Raw genomic sequence first — 19,332 nt, forward strand, 5'->3', positions numbered from 1 at the left:
CCGGCCGCAACACGGCCGCAATTCACCGTGCGTGGTCGCGCGGCGGCCTGGACTGCTGTACGGGCTCGCACATCGCGTGTTCACCACCACCTGGGAGGCCGGCAGCCGCGGCTGAACGGCCGTGGGTAAGGACGTGGGCGCACGGGAATCGAGCCTGAGGGTCAGGACGCCGCCGACGCGAGCAACGTCATTCCGCACGACACGGTCCCATTTCCGTCACCGTCACGAGGAATTCGCACAATGCCGTGCCGGCGCCGGCGCGCAGGGGCAAGGCGGCCGCCCCTCATGGCACCTGGCCCGTTCCCGGGCCTGAGCGCCGGTGGCCGGCGGGGTCCGGCCCAGCGGGCTTCGCTGTCAGGGATAGGTGATCGTGGCGGTGGCGAGGGTGCCGAAGTCGTGGATGACCGTCTCCCCAGTGCGGTCAGGCCGAGGGCACGATCTCGGCGCACGCCTGGACCTGTCATCCGCCCTGGCCTACGGCGCCTGTGCTGCATCTTCCTGGCCGGGCACCCTGCACGGGGTGCCCGCAAGAACCGCAAGCCTGGGCCCGCCCGTCTGCGCTGCTCACCTCACCGTCGAGACGTCGACTGACAGCTGCGGCCTGCCGCCCCCACGCGAGCGCGCCACCAGGGTGCCGGCTCGGCCGAGCAGGTCGGTGACCATGAGGCCTTCGCCTCCCGAGGAGAGCGAATGCCAGCCGAGGAGGCTGTTCTCCGTGTGCCAGGAGACGAAGGCTTCGGGGTCGAACGGCAACCGGGCGGCCGGGGCGCCGTCCGTGGTCCGCCAGACGCAGGTCCAGCCGGGCGGCTTGGGGCAGCGGGTGGCGAAGGAGCGGCCCGCGGGCGACGCCCAGTTCTGCGCGTCGAGGAGCCGTCCCACATTCTTGAAGCGGTGCCGCAGCCGACCGTGCAGATCGAAGAAGGCGACGTCACGATGGTCCTCGTCGTCGGCATCCGCCGGCCCGGCCTGCACCGCCACGGTTGCGGCGTCGCCTCCCCAGCGGAATGCGCCGGAATACCCATCGCCTTTCTCGACCGGGACGAAGCGCGGCTTCATCGTCCTGAGGTCGACGATGACGAAACCGATGATCGTGCCCGCCTTGCTGGCGGTCAGGAGCAGTTGCCGCCCGTCGGGCGACCAGACGGGATAGGCCACGCCTCGGGGCGCTTGGACCGTCCCGATCCGGCGGACGGTGCGCGTCGCCGTGTCAAGAAGTGTGACGGGGTCCCGCCCCCGCGAGAGGTAGGCGTCCTCGGTCTTGGCCGCCCATGCGCCGTCCGGGGAGAGGGCCTCCATGACGTGACCGAGCCGTACGTACGCCGTCTGCCGCCACACGTACGGACGGCCGTCCTGCAGATATGCGGTGACCAGGGGCGGGAGCCGGCCCGTCCGCGCCACCGTCACCTGTGTGTCAGGCAGGCGGACCAGATCGGTCTCCTGCGGGCGTACGGGACGAGGCGTGCCCGCCACCGGGCTGTCCGCGGCCGCGTAGCCGGCGGCGACGTTCCGGGCGAACTCCGCCAGCTCACCCCGTGACGTCAGCCCGTCCGACGAGACGGAGGCGACGATCGGCCCGACGCGGAACGTGATGACGTTCGGAGGGCTGGCGTCCGCCACCGCTTGGTCCCCGACGCCTTCGAGAGGGCGGTAGGCGTAGACGTCCTCGAACATGTCGATCATGTCGGCCGCCTCCTCCGGCTCGCGGGTGACCCAGAGGACGCGAGCGCTCCATCGCAGGCCGTCCGGCCGGGTGTAGCGGCAGGCGATCGGCTTGGGCAGGGCGAAGCCCGCCAGGAGGAACTGGGGCGATCCGGGAGGGAACGATCCGCGCGGACGGAACGCGCACGCGTCCGGCCAGCGCGCGAGGTCCTCGCCGTCGAACAGGGGCGAGCCGCCGCTCCACGGGACACGGCGCAGGGCCGCCACGCGTACGGCGCCCGTCTGGCCCGCGCCGCGCATGGTGGTTCCCGTGTACATCCGCTGACCGGCGGCCATGATCAAGGATGCGGTGAAGGGGACGCTGTACGACGTCGTCCGGCCGGTGCCGGCGTCGATCACGTCGATGACCGGGAACCCGCCGGGGCCGTAGGCGCGAACGGCGACGCCGCCGTCGAGCCATTGACCGTACGGCGGCGCCGGCCGCACCTGCCACACCGGCTTGCCGTCCGGCCAGGACGTCGCCTGCAAGATGTCGTCCCCGCCGCTGTGGTACGTCGTCAGCAGCAGGCTGCCCGCCCGGGCCATCGCGCACTGCGGCCAGCACTGCTCGTGGCTGAGCACGGCGCGGCCGGAGTCGTCGTACAGTGTCATGCCTTCCCCGTCGAGGACGGCGATCACGCCGTCGGCCGCCTGAAACCTCGGCGTCCGTCCCGCGGCAAGCCGGATCGATGTGAGCATTCGCCCGGTGGCGATGTCCAGCAGGAGCAGGCGGGACGTCCGGCCGCAGGCGAGCAGGACGACCGCGTCGGCGGCGCGGGCGGCGGTGCCCGCGACGGCGCATCCCCGGGGCGGGCGGTAGCTCCACAGGTCGCGGCCGGCGCCGGTGGAGATGCCGCCCAGGGTGCTCCGGCCCGCGTCCCAGGCGAGGAACGCCGCTGCGTGCTCCCGGCCGGCAGCGGATCGCCGCCAGCCGGGAGGCAGGGACAGGCCGTCCCGCTGCCAGAGCTGCTCGCCGGTGCCGGCGGAGAGAGCCACCAGCCGGTGCTCATCTCCTCTCCGCGGCCGGGGCCGACGCTGGTCGAGCAGGACGTTTCCGCCGGCCACGTCCCAGCCCACGCCGGTCTCGCCGGCGCGCCGATGCCGCCAGTCCGTTCGTCCGTCGGCGACGCCGAGCGCGAGCACCTCCTGCGAGGTGTGGACGAGCAGGTGGCGGGCGGTCAGGGCGAAGGCGTAGTCACCGCGCGGAGTGGGCACGTCGGCGTGCCAGAGCAGCGTGAGCCGCGTGCTCGTCCGGGCCGCGGCCGGTTGGCTGGAAGGGAGCGTCAGCAGCCCCAAGAGCAGGACGGCGATCAGGGCGGGGGTTCGAAGCACTTCTTGTTCCTCGCGGTGATCCGGTAGCCGACGCCGAGATAGCTCGGGTCGTTCCACACGGTGGCGTACTTCTCTGCGGGTCCGCTCAACCTGAAGGGCTCTCCATCGGGTGCGCGAAAGAACATGCTCCTCACACCGTCACCGGCCTTTTGTGTGTAGACGACCTCGATGTCCCACTCGTGCCAGCGGTGGCGGGCCCGCGAGGTGAACGAGATCGTCGCTCGTTCGCCGAAGGCCAGATCGATGCTCTTCGGCAGGAACCGGGAGCCTCCGCCGGAGGGTCGCTGCTCGTCGAGGTCGGCCTTCACCTCGAACTCGCCCGCGTCCCCTTGCGCGGGGACGGTGAGGCACGTGCCCGCGGGCGGCGGACCCGATCTCAGCACGCGGGGCCGGACATCGATGATCCTGATGGGCGCGTTCCGCCGCCCCTCCAGCACGAGCACCACATCCATGCTGTTCAGGCGGGCCGCGCGATGCCGCGACATGAGCCGCGCGAACTCGTCGTCGCTCGGCTCTCTGAGCAGGATCGACTGCTCGTCGGCGGTCAGTTCGCCGGGCAGCGCCAAGGAGTCGCCCACGTTGATCCGCGTCGTCGCCGTGCCGTCCAGGACCGGGGTACCGGACAGGTCCTGGGCCGCGTCCGTCAAGGTGGGCCAGGCGCTCACGGCGATCGCGCCGAGGACCACCAGGATCCCGGCCGCGAGCAGTCGTGGCGCCGAGGGCCTGCGAAGCGGCCGGGGAACGATCGTCACGTCACGAGCGGTGGTGATCTGGATGTTGTCGCCGCCCACCACCGAGTCACGCAGCACCGGCGCGGCAGCGGATTGCCGCGGCTCCGCGCTCGGCTCGGGGCTCATGTCAGACCCCGAAGGACGCTCGCGACGCGGGACGCGAGCCGAACGGCCACCGCCTGATCGCCGGCGCCGTCCATGCGGATCAATGTGCCGCCGACGCGCAGGATCACCATGTCCGTCATCGCCCGGTCGACGTACATGCGGTTGCCACTGTCGTCGGTCACTCGTTTCGTGTTGCCGAGTCTCGCTCTACGTGCCTGAAGCACCGTCTCCGCTTCGTCAGGCGTCCTGCTCACCCAGAGGACGTTGAGCGTGATCACCGGACGCCCGGCACTGGCGGGAAGCACGGGAATCAGATCGCAGCGAGTGGGGGTGGCCAGGGCGAGCTCGGGTGGCGCCGGACGGGCGACGAACCGATACCGGGCCCCGGCGAACAAGGCCGGCAGGGCGGCCGGCGGGACGAGCGCGCAGGCGTCGGGCCAGCGTTCCCGGGCGACGCCGTCCCGCACGGCGGCGCCGGAGTCGGCGGGAGACGTCGGGGACGTCCGATAGGCGATCAGCGTGGTACCGGCCTCACGTCCCACGTCATTGACGATCATGATGTGCTCGCCGAGTCCGACAACCTCCTGGAAGCTCGGGAACCCTGTGATGGGCGTCTGCCTGCCGGTCACCGGGTCGATCATCACCACGACGGTGCCCAGCAGGTCGGGGGCGAGCGGTCGCACGCCGTAAAGACGTCCGCCGACCGCCATGACGCCCTCCAGGGCGCCTGCCGCGCCCGTCAGCCGCGTGACGTGACCGTTGAGACGGTTCACGACCTCCGTCACCGCGGCATAGGAGTCGCTGACTCCGCTCGGCCGGACGATCAGCAGGCCTGCTGCGGTGGCCGCGAGCTGACAGGCGCAAGCCATGTCGCCCACGTGCTCGAACAGCGGGCGGCCGCCGGCGTCGTACACGGTGAGGGCGGCGTCGCTCTCCAGGCCGACCACTCCGCCGTCCACCGTGACCAGCGGGTTCCCCAAGGGAAACACCTCGCGCTCCCACATGAGGCGGCCCGATCCGGGGTCCAGCACCTCGATCCGGGTACGCCGGCCGCAGGTCATCAGCAGGGCGACGGTCCACTCGTCCGCGTCTCCGGACACACCGGTGCAGCCGGCCGGCACGGCGTACTCCCAGCGCCGGCGCCCGTCCATGGCGCCGAGGGCCCGGACCACGCCGAGACCGGGCAGGTGGATCAGCACCCGTCCCCTGCCCACGCCGAGGTAGTTGAGATAGGGCCTGGGCACGTCGATACCGCGGTGTCCGGACGTGATGTTCCACAGGATCGCGCCGGTGCGACCGTGAAAGGCGAGCAGGTCGTCGCCGCGCGGATCGTCCTCATCATCCACGCCTTCGTGTGGGGCGACGGCCACGACGTAGTCGCCGGTCGCCTCCAGCCGGTCCTCCGGAGGCGCGTAACCCTCGACCTCGGACGCGTCGAACGTCCACAGGACGCGGCCCGTCGTCGCGTCCCGGCCCTCGATCTGGTCGCCGTGCGTCAGGACCAGCGACGTGCCGAGGAAGACGGAGTCCGACCATCCGTCGCGGAAGTCGGTACGCCATAACTCGCTGCGGACACCCGCAGGGAAGGGCGGGCCGACGCCTCGCCCGGAGAGACCGGGCACGGGCGGCGACGGAGCGAGGAGTGCGAGGCAGGCCACGCACAACAAGGCGTGCCACAGCCACGACTCACGCAAACGCCACCGCGCCGGCATGATGTATATGTGGGAGCGAAGGCGTCCGGATAAACGTCCGGGCCGCTCATTCATCCGACTAATGCCGGCGGATGTCGACGTCCCGCGCCTGGCCTATCTGAATATTGTCGCCGGAGATCGAACTACCGGAGACGATCTGACTGCCGACGTTGGCGGCGATCGCCGCGGCGGGCGCCGTACGGAGCAATTCCGCGACGTCCCCGGCGAGACCCGGATCGGCGGCGAGCGCTTTTTTGAGCTGCCCTCGAAGGGCGGCGTGAAGGTCCTCGTCGTCCGGCGTCTCCACGACGTCCTGAACGGCGGATTCGATCCGTTCGCGACTTTCCTCGCGGCTGAGGAAACGCTGGAGCAAGCGCCGTCCCAGATTCACCGACTCGTCCGCCGCCAAATCCTGCGCCTTGGTCAGAACGGCGCCACCGTATGCGCCGACCGCCGCAGTTATGTAAGGCATAACCTGATTGGCCAGCGCGACGATGTCCATGCGCCCTCCCCATCTCTCTTCCACGAAGTCTAGGGCGGACCGCGGCGCCCGTCCCGGCCTTTGTTCCGTTCTCGGCTGACGTTGACGCGGCCGGGGACTGTCTGGACGAGTGCCGCGACGTCGTGATCGCCGAACAGGGGTAGGCGAACAGCTTCCGGGGCATACCGAGGTGCACCGTGAAGCCGTCGTCTTCCAGGGCGTGATCAGCCCTGAACACCGACGACGCGACGCCTGGTCATCGGTCACGTGCAAGGCATGGCGGTGCATCCGGATCGCGAGCAGCAAGCATTCGGCACCTTCGGGGTGTCCGCGGGGGCGAATGGACGGACCTCCGGACGCCGGCGATGCAGCCGATGGCCGGCCGGTACCCCTGGCTGTACCTGCCTTTGGGGCGTGTGCGGGAACGACGGGAAGGGGGCCCGGCTGGTGTGCTGATCAGTGTCAGTCGAACGCCGACCGAAGGAACACCGATATGGCCGTCAACAGCCCCCCGATCGCCGAGCACGACAGGAGCAGGACCGGGCTCCGGGGGTTCATTCACCACCGGCCCCTGATCTCTTTCTTCGTCCTGGCCAATCTGATGAGCTGGGTCGCGTGGTCGCCGTACATCCTGTCGCAGAACGGCCTGGGAATCCTGAGCTTCCGCTTTCCCTCGCTGCTCGGCACCACGCAGTTTCTCGGCGTGCTGCCCGGCGCCTATCTCGGCCCGATCTTCGCCGCCTACCTCGTGACGCGGGTCTCGGAGGGCAAGGAGGGGGTGCGGCGGTGGGTCGGGCGGATGACCAAGTGGCGGGTGAGCTGGGTCTGGTATCTGGTGACGGCGCTCGGTGTGCCTGCCGTCATCGTCGTCACCGGGCTGGCGATGACCGACGGGCGGGTCAGTGTGCCGCCTGTCGCGGTGCTGGTGGCGTACGTGCCGGGTCTGCTGCTGCAGATGGTCACCACCGGGCTGGCGGAGGAGCCGGGGTGGCGGGACTTCGCGCTGGCCCGGATGCAGCGCAGGCTCGGGGGGCTGGGTGCCACCGTCGTTCTCGGGCCGCTGTGGAGTCTCTGGCACCTGCCGCTGTTCCTGACCGAGTGGGGCGGGTGGCCGGATGTGACGTGGACGAGGGTCGGCGAGTTCGCCGCCTTCTGCTGCGCCTTCAGCGTGGTCGTCACCTGGGTCTTCAACCGGACCGGCCAGAGCCTGCCGCTGGTCATGCTCCTGCACGTCAGCGTGAACAACTTCATGTCGATCGCCTACTCCGACGTGTTCCCGACGCTGGCCACGCCCGCGCTGGCGTCCCGGGTCACGCTGCTCGCGGGCACCACGGCGGCGGTCCTGGTGCTGGTCGCCACGCGCGGCCGGCTGGGTTACCGCCCGCCGGCCGAACCCGACCCGCAGGGCCTATAGCCTGCTGTCCCTGTGCGGCGATGATCGGCGAACGGCCGTCGCGGCCGAGGAGGTGCGTGCCCCTGACGGCCGCTGCGGTCAAGGAGGTGCGGGCTCATGACGACCGTTGCGGTCAAGGAGGTGCGGGCTCATGACGGCCGGTGAGGGCCGGGCCCAGCGGCGTTCGCGGCTGCGGTGGCCGCGGCGGGCGGACGTGCTCGCCCGTGGCCGGGCGACCCTCGACGCGCTCGAGCACCTGGTCGCCGGCATGGGAACGGGCGTGCTGGCCCTGGTCGCGCTGGTGTCCGCGGCCCTCACCGCCGTGGCCTGCCTGGTCGGCGTGGGGCTGGCGCTGGTGCCGGCGGCGCTGCGCGCGGTGCGGGCGGTCGCCGACCGGGAGCGGGCCAGGATCGCGCGCTGGGACGGGGAGGAGTTCGTCCCCCCGCCCCCGCCGCCGTCGGGGGTCCGCGCCGCCCTCGCCGACGCGACGGTGCGGCGGGAGCTGGCCTGGGTGGTCGTGCACGCCTCCGCCGGGCTGGTCTTGGGCCTGGCCGCCCTCACGTTGCCCCTGCACGCGGTGCAGGACGTGACGTTCGCGTTGTGGTGGTGGCTGCTGCCCCCGGAGGATGCGGCGAGCGCGGCGTACGGGATGTGGGAGGTCAGGGACACGGCGGGCGCGGTCGCGGTCGCCGCGCTGGCCCCGGTGGAGATCGCGATCACCATGGTCCTCGCGCCGCGCATGGCGCGGCTGCAGGCGTGGGCGGGCCGGCGTCTCCTGCGCCCCGGCCCCGACGCCGACCTGAGCCTGCGCGTGGCGCAGCTCACCGCGACCCGGGCCGCCGTCCTCGACGCGCACGCCGCCGAGCTGCGCCGCATCGAACGCTCCCTGCACGACGGCACGCAGAACCGGCTCGTCGCGGTCAACGTGCTGCTCGGGGCGGCGCTGCGGGCCCTGGACCGCGATCCCGCCACCGCCAGGGCCACGCTGGAACGGGCGCAGGACGCCGCCGAGCAGGCACTGGGTGAGCTTCGTGGTGTGGTACGCACGATCCTGCCGCCCGTACTGGCCGACAAGAGCCTCGCCGACGCGCTCACCGGGCTGGCGGCGGACTGCCCGGTGCCGTGCCGGATCGACGCCGACCTGCCGGTCAGGGCCGCGGCCTCCGTCGAGGCCACCGCCTACTTCGTGGTGGCCGAAGCGCTGACCAACGTCGCCAGGCACAGCCGGGCCCGGCGCGCGGTCGTCACCGTACGGCGCCTCGATGACCAGCTGGTCCTCCGGGTCATGGACGACGGGCGGGGCGGGGCGCGGGAGAGCGGTTCCGGGCTCGCCGGCATCCGCCGGCGGGTCGAGGCGCACGACGGGTCGTTCACGCTGACCAGCCCCGCCGGCGGGCCGACCACCCTCGACGTGACGTTGCCGTGCGGCACGTGAAAGGACCGCCCCGACCGGCTGAAGGCGGCCGGCGCCTGAAGGGTCAGGTGCCTTCGAGGTAGCGCAGCACGGCGGCCACCCGCCGGTCGGTGCCGTCGGCGGGTGCGAGGTCGAGCTTGGCGAAGATGTTGCGGATGTGCTTGTGCACGGCGCCGTCGGTGACGAAGAGCCGCTCGGCGATGGCGGAGTTGCCGAGCCCTTCGGCCATGAGGGCCAGGACGTCGCGCTCGCGCGGGCTGAGCCGTTCGAGCCGGTTGTCGGGGCGGCTCCTGGTCAGGAGCTGCGCGACCACCTCGGGGTCGATGGCGGTGCCGCCATCGGCCACCCGGTGCAGCGCGGTCAGGAACTCCTCGACCCGGCCGACCCGCTCCTTGAGCAGGTAGCCGAGGCGGGCGCTGCCGCGCGCGAGCAGGTCGGTGGCGAACGCCTGCTCGACGTAGGCCGACAGGACGAGCACGGCCAGGCCGGGGCGGCGCCGCCGGGCCTCGACGGCGGCCACGATGCCCTCGTCGGTGTGGGTGGGCGGCATGCGGACGTCGACGATGGCGACGTCCGGCGCGTGCTCGTCGACGGCGTCGAGGAAGCCGGCCGCGTCGGAGGCGGTGGCCACCACGTCGAGGTCCTCGGCGCGCAGCAGCAGCGCCAGGCCCTCGCGCAGCAAGGGGTCGTCCTCGGCGATCACGATCCGCAAGCGGGGTTCACCTCTCTTGTGGCCGGGCCCGTCGTACGTTCCGGTCTCCGACCCTAGGCCAGGGCTCGGCGGGCCGGCGGGCGGGTGGCGAAAGAGTACAGCAGGCTGTACCTGCTAGGGGGTCCGGGCGAGCAGGACGGTCAGGGTGTCGGCGACCCGGAGGACGTCCTCGCCGGGCAGGTCCGCGGCCAGCGCCTCCAGCCTGCCGACGATCTCGGCGTGCACCCGCACGGCGAGGTCGAGTCCCTCGGGGGTCAGCTCGACCCGGCACGCGCGCCGGTCGGCGTCGTCGCGGACGCGGCGTACGAGCCCGCGCCGCTCGGCCCGGTCGACCAGCCCGGTCAGGCTCGGCTTCTCCAGGTGCAGGAGCCTGCTCAGGTCCGTCATGCCGATGCCGTCGCCGCTGGTCAGCACGCACAGCAGGTGCGCCTGCTGCGGGGTGATGTCGCGCTCGCGGCTGACGTCGGCGAAGACGTGCTGCACCAGATGCGACATCCGCACCAGGGTCGCCGCGAAGCCCAGCCCCGCCGGCGCGCCGGTCTCGCTCTTCATCCGCACCTCCCGCGGTCGAGTCTAGTTGCGAACAGTTCGTGCCACAAACTATCTTGTTAGCACTACGAACTGTTCGCGATACGAAGTATTCCCGTGAGGTGAACACCATGCCCGCTTCCCCCCGGCAGGTCGTGACGGCGCTCGTCACGACCGTCTTCGGCTACTCCCTGATGCAGACGGTCGTCGTCCCCGCGCTCGGCCTGCTCACCCGCGAGCTGCACACCACCCCGGCCTGGTCGGCCTGGATCCTCAGCGCGTTCCTGCTGTCCAGCGCGGTGCTGACCCCGCTGCTCGGGCGGCTCGGCGACCTGTACGGCAAGCGCCGCGTCATGATCGGCGTCCTCGCCGCGTACGCCGCCGGCATGGCCGGGGCCGCGCTCGCCCAGGACATCGCCCAGCTCATCGCCGCCCGCGTCGTGCAGGGCGCGGCCCTGGCGGTGGTGCCGCTGTCGATGGCGGTCCTGCGCGAGGCGCTGCCCCGGGAGCGGCTGGCCTCCGCGATGGGCCTGGTGTCCGGCATCGTCGGCGCGGGGGCCGGGGCGGGGCTCGTGGTCGGCGGGCTGCTCGCCGACCGGCTGTCGTGGCGCTACCTGTTCGTCCTCGGCGCGCTGCTGGCGCTGATCAGCCTGGTCATGGTCGCCCGATGGACGCCGCGCGGGGCGCGCGCCGCCGCCGGCGGGCTCGACGTGCCGGGCTCGCTGCTGCTCGCGCTCAGCCTGGTCGCGGTGCTGCTCGCCCTCACCCAGGGCCCCTCGTGGGGGTGGGGGTCGGCGCCGGTGCTCGGCCTGTTCGCGCTCGGGGCGCTGCTCGGCGCCGGGCTGCTCGCGCTGGAGCGGCGCAGGAGCGACGCGCTCATCGACGTCGCCGAGCTGGCCGACCGGCCGATGCTGGCCACGCATCTGGCCGCGCTGCTGTTCGGCGCCGGATCGTACTTCTTCTACGTGGCGATCCCGCTGTTCGCCCAGCAGCGGCCGGGCCCGGACGGGGCCGGGTTCGGCGCCTCCGTCACGGTCGCCGGGCTGCTGATGCTGCCGGGCATGCTGGCCATCATCCCGGCGGGCATGGCGGTCGGCCGGATCTCGCAGGCGCTCGGCTCCCGCTGGCCGCTGGCGGCCGGGTTCGTGGCGATGGCGGCGGGATCGGCGCTGATCGCCGTCATGCACGGCGCGTACTGGCACTATCTCGTGTTCTACGGGCTGGTCGGCGCGGGGTCGGGGCTCGTCATGGGGGCGCTGCCCAAGCTGATCGCCGACATCGTGCCGCCGGCCAGGACCGGCACCGCGAACGGGCTCAACAACATCGCCCGCACCGTCGGCGGCGTCGTCGGCAGCCAGCTCGCCGCCGCCGTGATCGCCTCCGGCGGCGCCGCCGCCGTGCCGGACTCCGCCTTCACCGCCCTGTTCTGGCTGGCGGGCGGCGTGGCGGTCCTCGGGGTCGCGATCTCGCCGTACGCCGTGCGCGCCCTCCGGACGGCGACCGCATGAGCGTCTTCAGCGAGCGCGAGCTGGCCTACCTGCGCGGCGAACGGCTGCTGGGGCGCCTGGCCACCGTGGGCATCGACGGCCTGCCGCACGTCGTACCCGTCGGCTGGTCCCTCGACGGGACCGGCACGCTCGTCGAGATCGGCGGGCGCAACCTCGCCCGCTCCAGGAAGTTTCGTGACATCGCACGGACCGGCCGGGCCGCGCTGGTCGTCGACGACGTGCTGCCGCCGTGGCGGCCGCGCGGCGTGGAGATCCGCGGCAGCGCCGAGGCGATCGACGGCGACCGGCCGCTGATCCTGCTGCGCCCGGCCCGGATCGTCAGCTGGGGCCTGCACAGCGGCGCCACCATCGAGGACACCTACCGCGCCCGGGCCGCGGGACGGCCCGTCGACCCCTGACGCCCACGGCCGGACCTGTCATCTGCGCTCGGCGCGAAAGCTGGACAGCTCAGCTTTCGTGCCGGGGCCCGACCGTGATCAGCGGGGTGAGATATCCGTCGGGAACGGTCTCCTCCACCGGCGCGCCCCCGGCCTCCACCCAGGCGTGCGCGGCGAACGGCGGCCGCATCCGCACCCCCGAGCACCACGTCGGCCACGACCCGCGCAGCCGGCACAGCACGGTGGTGGCCAGCGAGCGGGGCAGGCAGCCGTGCACGCCCAGGCAGGTCAGGCTCACCGCGAGCACCGCGTCCCTGGCGGCCTTGGCCTGCGCATATGTCGCGGGGCGCGCGCCGTACCGCAGCAGGCGGAGCACGGCCCGCAGCCGGTTCGGGGGGAGCAGGGCGAGCAGGAACGCCGCCGCCACCGCGACCCGGGCCGCCGCCCTGGCCCGCCACGGCACCCCCTGCGGGCGCTCCAGCGCGCTGGGCACGCTCACGGCGACACCAGCCCGGCCGTGCGCAGCTGGTCCACCAGCTCCAGGACGTCGGTCAGGGCGTCGTCCGGCCCGACGTCGAACGCGGTGGCCATGGCGGCGGCGGCCTGCTCGGCGGTGTCGCCGTCGAGCAGCCGCCGCACGGCCAGCGCGGCGGTGGGGTTGAGCTGCCAGAAGGCGCCGGTGCGCTGGTCGAGCAGCACGGTGCCGTAGTCGGTGTCGGCGGTGCACACCTCGGCGTGCAGGCGCAGGGTCATCGGCCGTCCTCCGATCCGTGGACCTCCAAGGTCATCAGCCGTCCTCCGATCCGTGGATTCAGGGTCATGAGCCGCCCTCCGTCTCGCGCGGGGGCTCCAGGGGCATGGGCCGTCCGGGGGACTCCAGGGTGCGCAGCCAGACCTCGCAGCCGATGGTCGAGTAGAGGACCGCGCCCCGCAGCTCGGGCGCGTCCGGATGCTCGCAGAGGTCCTTCAGCAGGGCGGGATCCACCAGCCCGAGCGCGGCCAGCCGGGAGTCCGACCAGAGCTCGCGCAGGTCGGCGGCGTGGCGGCGGAGCCCGTCGGCGGCGTCGAGCGAGGCCTCCGCCTTGCTGGTGCGCCGCAGGCACTCCTGCGGCACGACGCCGCGCATCGCCGTGGTGAGCAGGGGCTTGTAGCGCCAGGGGGTGACCCGGTCCTCCGGGCGTACGGACAGGCAGACCTCGATCACCCGGTCGTCGAGGAAGGGGTGCGACAGCGGCAGGCCGGCGCGGGCGCTCATGTGGTCCCACTGGCGGATGATCCGGCAGGAGTCGTGGATGGCGTGCAGGTCGGCGTGCCGGCCGCGATCGGGGGCGAGCGGCTCGGCGCCCGGAAGGCTCTCGGCGATCAGGCCGGCGGCCAGGCGGGCGGCGTCGGGCGTGATCCACGGGGCGAGCCGCGGCGGTGAGCCCCAGCCGAGCGCGTCGGTCACCGCCGGCGCGGCGGGGGCGCGCAGGTCGGGCAGGCAGCCGGCCAGCCAGCCCCGGTACGGGCGGCGGTCGGCGAGTGCCCGCACCATCGGCCCGTACGGCCAGTGGAACAGCGCGCGGAAACCGCGCAGCCGCTCGATCGCCAGCAGCGGCCTGGTGCGCAGCAGCCGGTGGTAGCTCGCCTCCGAGCACCAGGCGACGTGGTCGCCGCCGATGCCGGTCAGGTGCAGCCGGCTGCCGCGGGCGGCCAGGCGCGGCAGGTGGGCCAGCACCCGGGCGCGGTCCATGACGCCGATGGTGGGCTCGTCGAGGGGGTCGTCGACGGTCAGCAGGTCCTCGTAGACGAGCGGCGACTCCTCGGCGGGCCAGATCACGTGCTCGGCGCCCTCCAGGTGGGCGGCGGCGCGCCGGGCCCAGAGCAGGTCGTCGTCGGCGGGGTCGCGGCCGGGCCAGGTGGCGGCGACGACGCGGGCCTCCTGGCGGGCGGCGGCGAGGAAGCACAACGAGGTGGAGTCGAGGCCGCCGGACAGGTCGAGGCTGACCGTGCCGCCGCCCTCGGTGCGGACGCCGACGGCCGTGTCGAGGGCCTGCCGGATGTCGTCGGCGGCGCCGGCGAGCGGTCGCACCGGCTCGGGCGGAGCCCACCAGCGGCGGTGCCGGGCGGTCGTCCCGTCGGGTTCGACGGCCAGGCGGTGCCCCGGCGGCACGGCGCTCACGCCCTGCCAGAGCGGCCGGTGGATCAGGGGGTGCGGCACCGGCCAGAGCAGCCGCGTGGCCAGCGTACGGACGTCGAGCCCGGCCCCGGTGGCGGCGGCCAGGACGTCCGCGCGGTCGCAGGCGACGACCAGGCCGCCGACCCGCGCGTGGAACACCAGCCGCAGCCCCGACGCGGTGCCCTGCACGAGCGTGCGGCCGTCGATCGAGGCGGCCAGGTGGAAGCTGCCCGGCTGGGCGGCGGCCAGGCGGTCGAGCCGCGCCGGCTCCCGCAGCCGGGCCGCCTCCACCGCCAGCCGCTCGGCGCCGATCGGGCACCGGCCGAGCACGGCCAGCCCGGTGGTGCCCGCCGCCGCGACCGTCAGCTCCTCGTCGGACCAGTGCCCGACGAGCCAGGGCCGTCCGGAGGGGTGGGCGACGGTGCGGGCCGCCGGGGTGCGCAGCGCCGCCGCCACGGCGGGCCCGGCGTCGTGGTCGGGAATCACCACGAACCAGGACGCGCCGTGACGGGGCCAGCTCGGCGTGTGCCGAGCCACGTGTCGTCTGCCTCAGTTCTTGCTGAGGATCAGACGGTCGTTGCCGTGGCGGCTGAGGAGACCGGTGGCCTTGCGGAAGGTGCCGGCGGGGGTGAGCCGGGGCTTCTCGTAGCGCTGCATGGGCATTCCTCTCGTTGAGGGTTGATGCGCACACATTAACGGCAGTTGAAAATTCCGGCCGGGACGCCGATCAGCGCCATATTGCTACGAATTTTCGTGACGTCTCGTGGCATATTCGGTGGCGAAAAGAACGACAAATTACTGCGATTCGGAATCGTAACGTGGCGTGCGGCGACAGAAATATGACCTTCCCGCTTGACGATGTTCGCGCCGATGGCCACGATCGACAGGTGCCGGCATGCCGGGATATGACCGGGCGGCGAGCGGTCTCGTATGTGAGGAATGCACACAAGCGCGTGATGAATCGCACCTGTGCAGGGCGCGGGCCCGCTCCTATCGTCGGGGCATGTCGGTCGGACGTCTGCTCTCCATCCTCGCCGCGGCGCTGCTGCCGGTGTCCGTCCTGGTGCCGCCCGCGCAGGCGCGGGCCGCGGTGCCGTTCCGCGTCACCCTGGGCGGCTGCCCGGGCGCGATCACCGAAGGCACACTGGAATGGGCCGGCGAGGAGGTCGTGAAGGTCGAGGGGAATGCGGCGCAGTACACGCCGATCCCGTCGTGTACGCGGCAGTCGGGATTCCACTCGGTCGCCTTCCGCGCCTACAACGGCGGCACGCAGACCGCCCAGCAGTCCTTCTACGTGCCCCCCGACAGGCCCGGCCTGTCCCTGGAACTGACGGCCCCGCAAGGCACGCCCATCGATGCGGTGACGGTGCAGATCTGCGAGTTCCGCATCGGGCCGCCCGGATCGATGCCCCCGCTCAGCATCTTGTGTCTGGCGCCCGTTCGTTATCAAGCGCCGGCGTGAAGCCGTTCGCGCCGCCGTCCGGGCTCAGCGCTCGCACATCGTGGCGGTGAAGGCGCGGGCGCCCGCGGGCCGGCCTTCCTGCTCGACCCGCACCGGCCGGGTCATCATCTCGCCCAGCGGAGCGTCGCGCCAGAACCGGTTGAGGTCCTCTGGCATGGAGACCAGACCGCCGCTGGGGCCGAACGCGTAGGGGGGAAGCCGGTCGGCCAGGTCCACCTCACCACCCTGCGGGCACGATCATGCCGAGGACCAGGTGGTCGGTGTCGGCGTAGGCGAAGGAGCCCGTGCCGTGGGCTTGGGGGCCGGCGCCACTCGCAGGAGGTCCGGAAAGGGCTCCTTCCACTCGGTCGCGTCGAGGAATTCGGGCGGGCCGCTGGTCTGCCGGCGCATCAGCATCCGGACGGTGATCTTCCGCCCGTCGATCCCGGCGCCGTCGCCGGTGCCGCGCAGCACCCTGGTCAGGTAACGCTCATCGGCTTCCCGCTCCCCCGCCGGGCGGCACCCGAGCGCCGGGTCACGCTCGCCCCGCTCGGATCGCGTACCTGGCTCAACGCGCCCGCCATGCCGTCCGTGGTGGTGAGCAGATCAAGGCCGGACTGCGGTGAGGCAGGCGCGGTGGCGGCGTGGGCGCGGACCACAAGGGCGAGGAGCTAATAAATCCCCTTACATCAGGTAGGAAAAATAGGTATGCTTCCGTGCATGAACCGAACGCTGGACTCCGGAGTCCGCGATCGGCCGCCCGCGTCGCGGCCGCGGGGCGGGGTTCGGCGTCGGCGGCGAGCAGCCGCTGAGCCTGGCGCGCGGCAAGAACCCCGACGACCGGTCCGGAGCCGGGTCCGCTGAGCCGCCGGAGAGGATGTCATGACGCAGTTGACCGTGTTCGACCTCGACGGGACGCTCGTCGACACACCCCGCGCGATCGTCGAGACCTTCACCGCGGCGTTCGGCGCTCTGGGCGTGGCCGCGCCGCCGCCGGCGGTCATCCGGGCCACGATCGGGCTGCCGCTCGAACGGGCCTTCGGCGACCTGCTGGCCGTGGACGCCGAGCTGGCCGGCCAAGGGGTGCGGCACTACCAGCGGCTGTTCAAGGAGATCGTCCTGCCGCGCGCCCCCGAGCTGACCTTCCCCGGCGTGGTCGAGGGGCTGGACGAGCTGCGCGCCCGGGGCGGCCTGCTCGCCGTAGCGACCAGCAAGGTCCACGCCAGCGCCGACGCGCTGCTGCGGGCGGCCGGGCTGCGGGACCGGTTCGCGCTCGTGGTGGGCGCGGACCAGGTCAGCAGGCCCAAGCCCGATCCGGAATCGGGGCTGCTGGTCCTGCGCACGCTCGGCGTGGCGGCGCGGCACGCGGTGATGGTGGGCGACACCGCGCACGACATCCACATGGCGGGGGCGGCGGGCATGCGCTCGATCGCCGTCACGTACGGGGTGCACGGTGCCGACGAGCTGGCCCTCGCCGGGCCCACCTGGGTCGCCGACACGTTCGCCGAGGTCGTCGCCCTGCTGCTGAGCCGGGAACCGGCATCCCACGCGCAGCCCGCGCACAGAGCGGAGCCGGCGCCTCGTGCGGAGCCGGCGCCTGATGCGGAGCCGGCGCGCGATGCCGAGCCGGCATCCCGTGCGGAGCCGGTGCGCGGTGCGGAGCCGGTGTGGTGAGCGGGCGGGCGGTCGACTGGGCGCTCGCGATCGCCGGCGGCGTGCTGCTCACGCTGATGACGCAGGCCAACGCCGTGCTCGCCGGCCACACCGGCCCCCTGTACGCCTCCTGGGCCGCGCACGGGCTCGGCGCCGTCGTGGCGTCCGTGCTGGTGCTGGCCCTCGCCCGCCGCGCATCCGCCACCGCCCCCGCCCCCGCCCCCGCAGAGAGCGAGGGCCGGGCGCCGCTCTGGTACTACCTGGGCGGCATCCCGGGCGCCCTCGTCGTCGTCCTGTCGGCGATCGCCGTCAACAGCGAGCTCGCCCTGGCCGGCACCATCGCGCTGATGCTCACCGGCCAGATCCTGTTCGGCACGCTCTCCGACCACCTGGGCCTGCTCCACACCCCCAGGCGCCGGATCACGCCCATGGACCTGGCGGTGGCCGGCTGCGTGCTGGCCGGGAGCGTCCTCATCGTCGTCGGCGGAGCGTGAGCCGTGCTCTTCTTCGTCGTCCTGGCGCTGCTCAACGGCGTCCTCATCGGCACCAGCCGCACGGTCAACGGCCGGCTCAGCACCAGGAAGGGCGCGTTCCGCGCGTCGGTGTGGAACCACGTGGTCGGCTTCGTCTTCCTGAGCGTGGTGCTGCTCGTCCTGCGCGCCTGGCCGGACGTCACGGACGCGCCCGTCGCCGCCTACGCGGGCGGGGTGTTCGGCGCCCTGTTCGTCGCGGTCAACAGCTACGTCTTCCCCAGGCTCGGGGCCATGAGCGCCTCCGTGCTGGTGATCAGCGGCCAGGTGCTGTCGGCCGTGGTCATCGACTGTGTCCAGCACCGCGCGTTGCCGGCGCCGATCCGGCTGGCCGGCGTGGTGCTCGTGCTCCTGGGGCTCGGCCTGCCCCGCCTGTCCGCCCGTCTCCGGCAAAGGGAGATCCACCCGTGCCCGACCGAGAAGAAGTGATCGACGCCCTCCTCGACGACCGTACCTACCACATCGAGTTCAACGGCCACCTCACCAACCATGCCAAGCACGCCGTCGTGGCCCTGGCCGGGCTGGGCGTGCCGGCCGCCGACATCAAGGCGTACTACGACGCGTACGCGAAGCTGACCTCGTACGGCTTCGGCCTGGAAGCGCCCAAGCCGGACCGGCACCTCATCACCGAGCGGAACTGGCGCGAGCACCTGGGACAGCGCACCAGCTTCTGGTCGTACTGCGACTTCTTCGACCGGCGCGAGCGGGAGCTCGGCCTGGCGGAGGTCCTGCGCCGGTACGTGCCCGAGCTGCTGCCCGGCTGGACCGGCTCGTTCACGCACGCCACCATCCACCTCGGCTGGGCGCTCGACGCCGGCCACCGGTGGATGGCCATCGAGGGGCTGGCCTACCTGGCCTTCTCGTACTCGACCTGCCATCCGGAGCGGGCCCGGCCGCCGCGCGAGGACGGCGCGCCCGTCGACTCGCTGCTGCGCCTGGCCGGGGCGTGGGACGAGCACCGCGACGAGCTCACCCACTGGGTCGCCGGCCTGCTCGCCGACACCTCCCCCGTCGAGGACGGCCGCATCCACCCGGAGCTGCTCCGCTCCGGCCTGCAGTTCCGCATCGCCCGCACGCTCAGCGAGGGCCACCCCCTCTTCTACGACACGCCCGCCTGGACGCGGGACGACCACTGGGAGCCGCTGTACTACGCGGTCACCCTGCTCTACCTGGCGCGTCCCGGCGACTTCGTGCTCCTGCACCTGATCACCTCGCTGTACGCGGTGGAGCGGATCGCCGAGCACCTGCCGGCCGAGCAGCGGCGGCAGGCCGCCGTCTGCTTCTGGATCGGCCTGCTCGGCACCGTCTTCTCCGGCGCCGACTTCCCCCACCGCGCCAAGCTCGCCGCCCTGCACCGCATCTTCTCCGGAGCCGTGGACGAGGACGCCCGCGACTGGGACACGATCGTCGGCCGGGCCGTCCTGGAGGAAGAGGAGCACAACCCCAAGCTCGTGTACGTGCTGCGCCGCGTGTGGGAGCGCGCCGGCCGTCGCTCCGTCTACCGGGTCGCCGCCGGCCAGTTCACCGCCACGCCCGAGCTGCCGCCCTCGTTCGACGAGCCGCCCACCGCCTGACGGGAC

21 protein-coding genes are annotated in these 19,332 nt (G+C 72.9%); 9 read left to right on the forward strand and 12 right to left on the reverse strand.

All coding sequences use genetic code 11. The features are described 5' to 3' along the window. Window positions 1-564 precede the first annotated feature (564 nt). Genes HCN51_RS25785 through HCN51_RS25800 form a run of 4 tightly spaced genes read right to left on the reverse strand, consistent with a single transcriptional unit; the run spans window position 565 to window position 6,059 of the window. Window positions 565-3,030 carry an outer membrane protein assembly factor BamB family protein gene (locus tag HCN51_RS25785; protein ID WP_168012397.1) on the reverse strand — a complete coding sequence of 822 codons (2,466 nt, stop codon included), beginning with the start codon at window positions 3,028-3,030 and terminating at the stop codon, window positions 565-567. After that, a complete protein-coding gene (locus tag HCN51_RS25790) occupies window positions 3,009-3,887 on the reverse strand; it encodes a hypothetical protein (protein WP_168012399.1) in 879 nt (292 codons plus the stop codon). The genes HCN51_RS25785 and HCN51_RS25790 overlap by 22 nt, the downstream gene beginning before the upstream one ends. Continuing rightward, complete coding sequence (locus HCN51_RS25795) at window positions 3,884-5,632, reverse strand: outer membrane protein assembly factor BamB family protein (RefSeq protein ID WP_346433798.1); 1,749 nt, start codon at window positions 5,630-5,632, stop codon at window positions 3,884-3,886. The genes HCN51_RS25790 and HCN51_RS25795 overlap by 4 nt, the downstream gene beginning before the upstream one ends. Before the next feature lie 4 nt (window positions 5,633-5,636). After that, window positions 5,637-6,059, reverse strand: coding sequence for a hypothetical protein (locus HCN51_RS25800; RefSeq protein WP_168012403.1), 423 nt, complete (start codon window positions 6,057-6,059; stop codon window positions 5,637-5,639). A gap of 472 nt (window positions 6,060-6,531) precedes the next feature. Here HCN51_RS25800 and HCN51_RS25805 point away from each other — a divergent pair, with 472 nt between their 5' ends. Beyond that, window positions 6,532-7,452 (forward strand): type II CAAX endopeptidase family protein, encoded by a 921-nt coding sequence (locus HCN51_RS25805; protein WP_168012405.1) that lies wholly within the window; start codon window positions 6,532-6,534, stop codon window positions 7,450-7,452. Window positions 7,453-7,582: 130 nt separating this feature from the next. After that, entirely contained in the window at window positions 7,583-8,866 is a 1,284-nt protein-coding gene (locus tag HCN51_RS25810) for a sensor histidine kinase (RefSeq protein ID WP_168012408.1), read from the forward strand. A gap of 43 nt (window positions 8,867-8,909) precedes the next feature. Here the strand turns inward: HCN51_RS25810 and HCN51_RS25815 are convergent, their stop codons facing one another. Both HCN51_RS25815 and HCN51_RS25820 read right to left on the reverse strand, forming a co-directional pair. After that, on the reverse strand, window positions 8,910-9,557 hold the full coding sequence (locus tag HCN51_RS25815) for a response regulator (RefSeq protein WP_080038145.1): 648 nt from the start codon (window positions 9,555-9,557) through the stop codon (window positions 8,910-8,912). 114 nt (window positions 9,558-9,671) lie between these two features. Continuing rightward, the gene (locus tag HCN51_RS25820) at window positions 9,672-10,109 is read right to left on the reverse strand and encodes a MarR family winged helix-turn-helix transcriptional regulator (protein ID WP_168012410.1); all 438 of its coding nucleotides are present in this window, start codon (window positions 10,107-10,109) and stop codon (window positions 9,672-9,674) included. 107 nt (window positions 10,110-10,216) lie between these two features. Between HCN51_RS25820 and HCN51_RS25825 the strand changes: the two genes are divergently transcribed. Beyond that, window positions 10,217-11,593, forward strand: coding sequence for an MFS transporter (locus HCN51_RS25825; RefSeq protein ID WP_168012412.1), 1,377 nt, complete (start codon window positions 10,217-10,219; stop codon window positions 11,591-11,593). Further along, the gene (locus tag HCN51_RS25830; protein WP_168012414.1) at window positions 11,590-11,991 is read left to right on the forward strand and encodes a PPOX class F420-dependent oxidoreductase; all 402 of its coding nucleotides are present in this window, start codon (window positions 11,590-11,592) and stop codon (window positions 11,989-11,991) included. Before HCN51_RS25825 ends, HCN51_RS25830 begins: the two co-directional genes overlap by 4 nt. A 49-nt stretch (window positions 11,992-12,040) precedes the next feature. Here the strand turns inward: HCN51_RS25830 and HCN51_RS25835 are convergent, their stop codons facing one another. The 4 genes from HCN51_RS25835 to HCN51_RS25850 form a co-directional block, all read right to left on the reverse strand. Then, complete coding sequence (locus HCN51_RS25835; protein WP_168012424.1) at window positions 12,041-12,469, reverse strand: lasso peptide biosynthesis B2 protein; 429 nt, start codon at window positions 12,467-12,469, stop codon at window positions 12,041-12,043. After that, window positions 12,466-12,723 (reverse strand): lasso peptide biosynthesis PqqD family chaperone, encoded by a 258-nt coding sequence (locus tag HCN51_RS25840; protein ID WP_168012426.1) that lies wholly within the window; start codon window positions 12,721-12,723, stop codon window positions 12,466-12,468. The genes HCN51_RS25835 and HCN51_RS25840 overlap by 4 nt, the downstream gene beginning before the upstream one ends. Before the next feature lie 64 nt (window positions 12,724-12,787). Beyond that, window positions 12,788-14,665, reverse strand: coding sequence for an asparagine synthase-related protein (locus tag HCN51_RS25845; RefSeq protein WP_168012428.1), 1,878 nt, complete (start codon window positions 14,663-14,665; stop codon window positions 12,788-12,790). 12 nt (window positions 14,666-14,677) lie between these two features. Next, entirely contained in the window at window positions 14,678-14,785 is a 108-nt protein-coding gene (locus HCN51_RS25850; RefSeq protein WP_155126888.1) for a keywimysin-related RiPP, read from the reverse strand. Window positions 14,786-15,131: 346 nt separating this feature from the next. On the opposite strand from HCN51_RS25850, the gene HCN51_RS25855 reads away from it, so the two are divergent. Beyond that, a complete protein-coding gene (locus HCN51_RS25855) occupies window positions 15,132-15,590 on the forward strand; it encodes a hypothetical protein (protein WP_168012430.1) in 459 nt (152 codons plus the stop codon). 24 nt (window positions 15,591-15,614) lie between these two features. On the opposite strand, the gene HCN51_RS25860 is transcribed toward HCN51_RS25855, so the two are convergent. Both HCN51_RS25860 and HCN51_RS25865 read right to left on the reverse strand, forming a co-directional pair. Next, complete coding sequence (locus HCN51_RS25860; protein ID WP_168012432.1) at window positions 15,615-15,806, reverse strand: hypothetical protein; 192 nt, start codon at window positions 15,804-15,806, stop codon at window positions 15,615-15,617. Between the two features lie 21 nt (window positions 15,807-15,827). Beyond that, the gene (locus HCN51_RS25865; RefSeq protein ID WP_168012434.1) at window positions 15,828-16,043 is read right to left on the reverse strand and encodes a hypothetical protein; all 216 of its coding nucleotides are present in this window, start codon (window positions 16,041-16,043) and stop codon (window positions 15,828-15,830) included. A 408-nt stretch (window positions 16,044-16,451) separates the two neighbouring features. Here HCN51_RS25865 and HCN51_RS25870 point away from each other — a divergent pair, with 408 nt between their 5' ends. From HCN51_RS25870 to HCN51_RS25885, 4 genes are read left to right on the forward strand one after another with little or no spacing between them, the layout of a single operon-like run. Beyond that, window positions 16,452-17,243 (forward strand): HAD family hydrolase, encoded by a 792-nt coding sequence (locus HCN51_RS25870; protein ID WP_168012436.1) that lies wholly within the window; start codon window positions 16,452-16,454, stop codon window positions 17,241-17,243. Continuing rightward, window positions 17,240-17,716 (forward strand): DMT family transporter, encoded by a 477-nt coding sequence (locus HCN51_RS25875; RefSeq protein ID WP_206067798.1) that lies wholly within the window; start codon window positions 17,240-17,242, stop codon window positions 17,714-17,716. Before HCN51_RS25870 ends, HCN51_RS25875 begins: the two co-directional genes overlap by 4 nt. 3 nt (window positions 17,717-17,719) lie before the next feature. Continuing rightward, a complete protein-coding gene (locus tag HCN51_RS25880) occupies window positions 17,720-18,181 on the forward strand; it encodes a DMT family transporter (protein ID WP_168012438.1) in 462 nt (153 codons plus the stop codon). Next, the gene (locus HCN51_RS25885; protein WP_168012440.1) at window positions 18,160-19,326 is read left to right on the forward strand and encodes a questin oxidase family protein; all 1,167 of its coding nucleotides are present in this window, start codon (window positions 18,160-18,162) and stop codon (window positions 19,324-19,326) included. Before HCN51_RS25880 ends, HCN51_RS25885 begins: the two co-directional genes overlap by 22 nt. Window positions 19,327-19,332 lie beyond the last annotated feature (6 nt).

Origin of the sequence: Nonomuraea composti, from assembly GCF_012034275.1 — a bacterium.
GTDB lineage: Bacteria > Actinomycetota > Actinomycetes > Streptosporangiales > Streptosporangiaceae > Nonomuraea > Nonomuraea composti.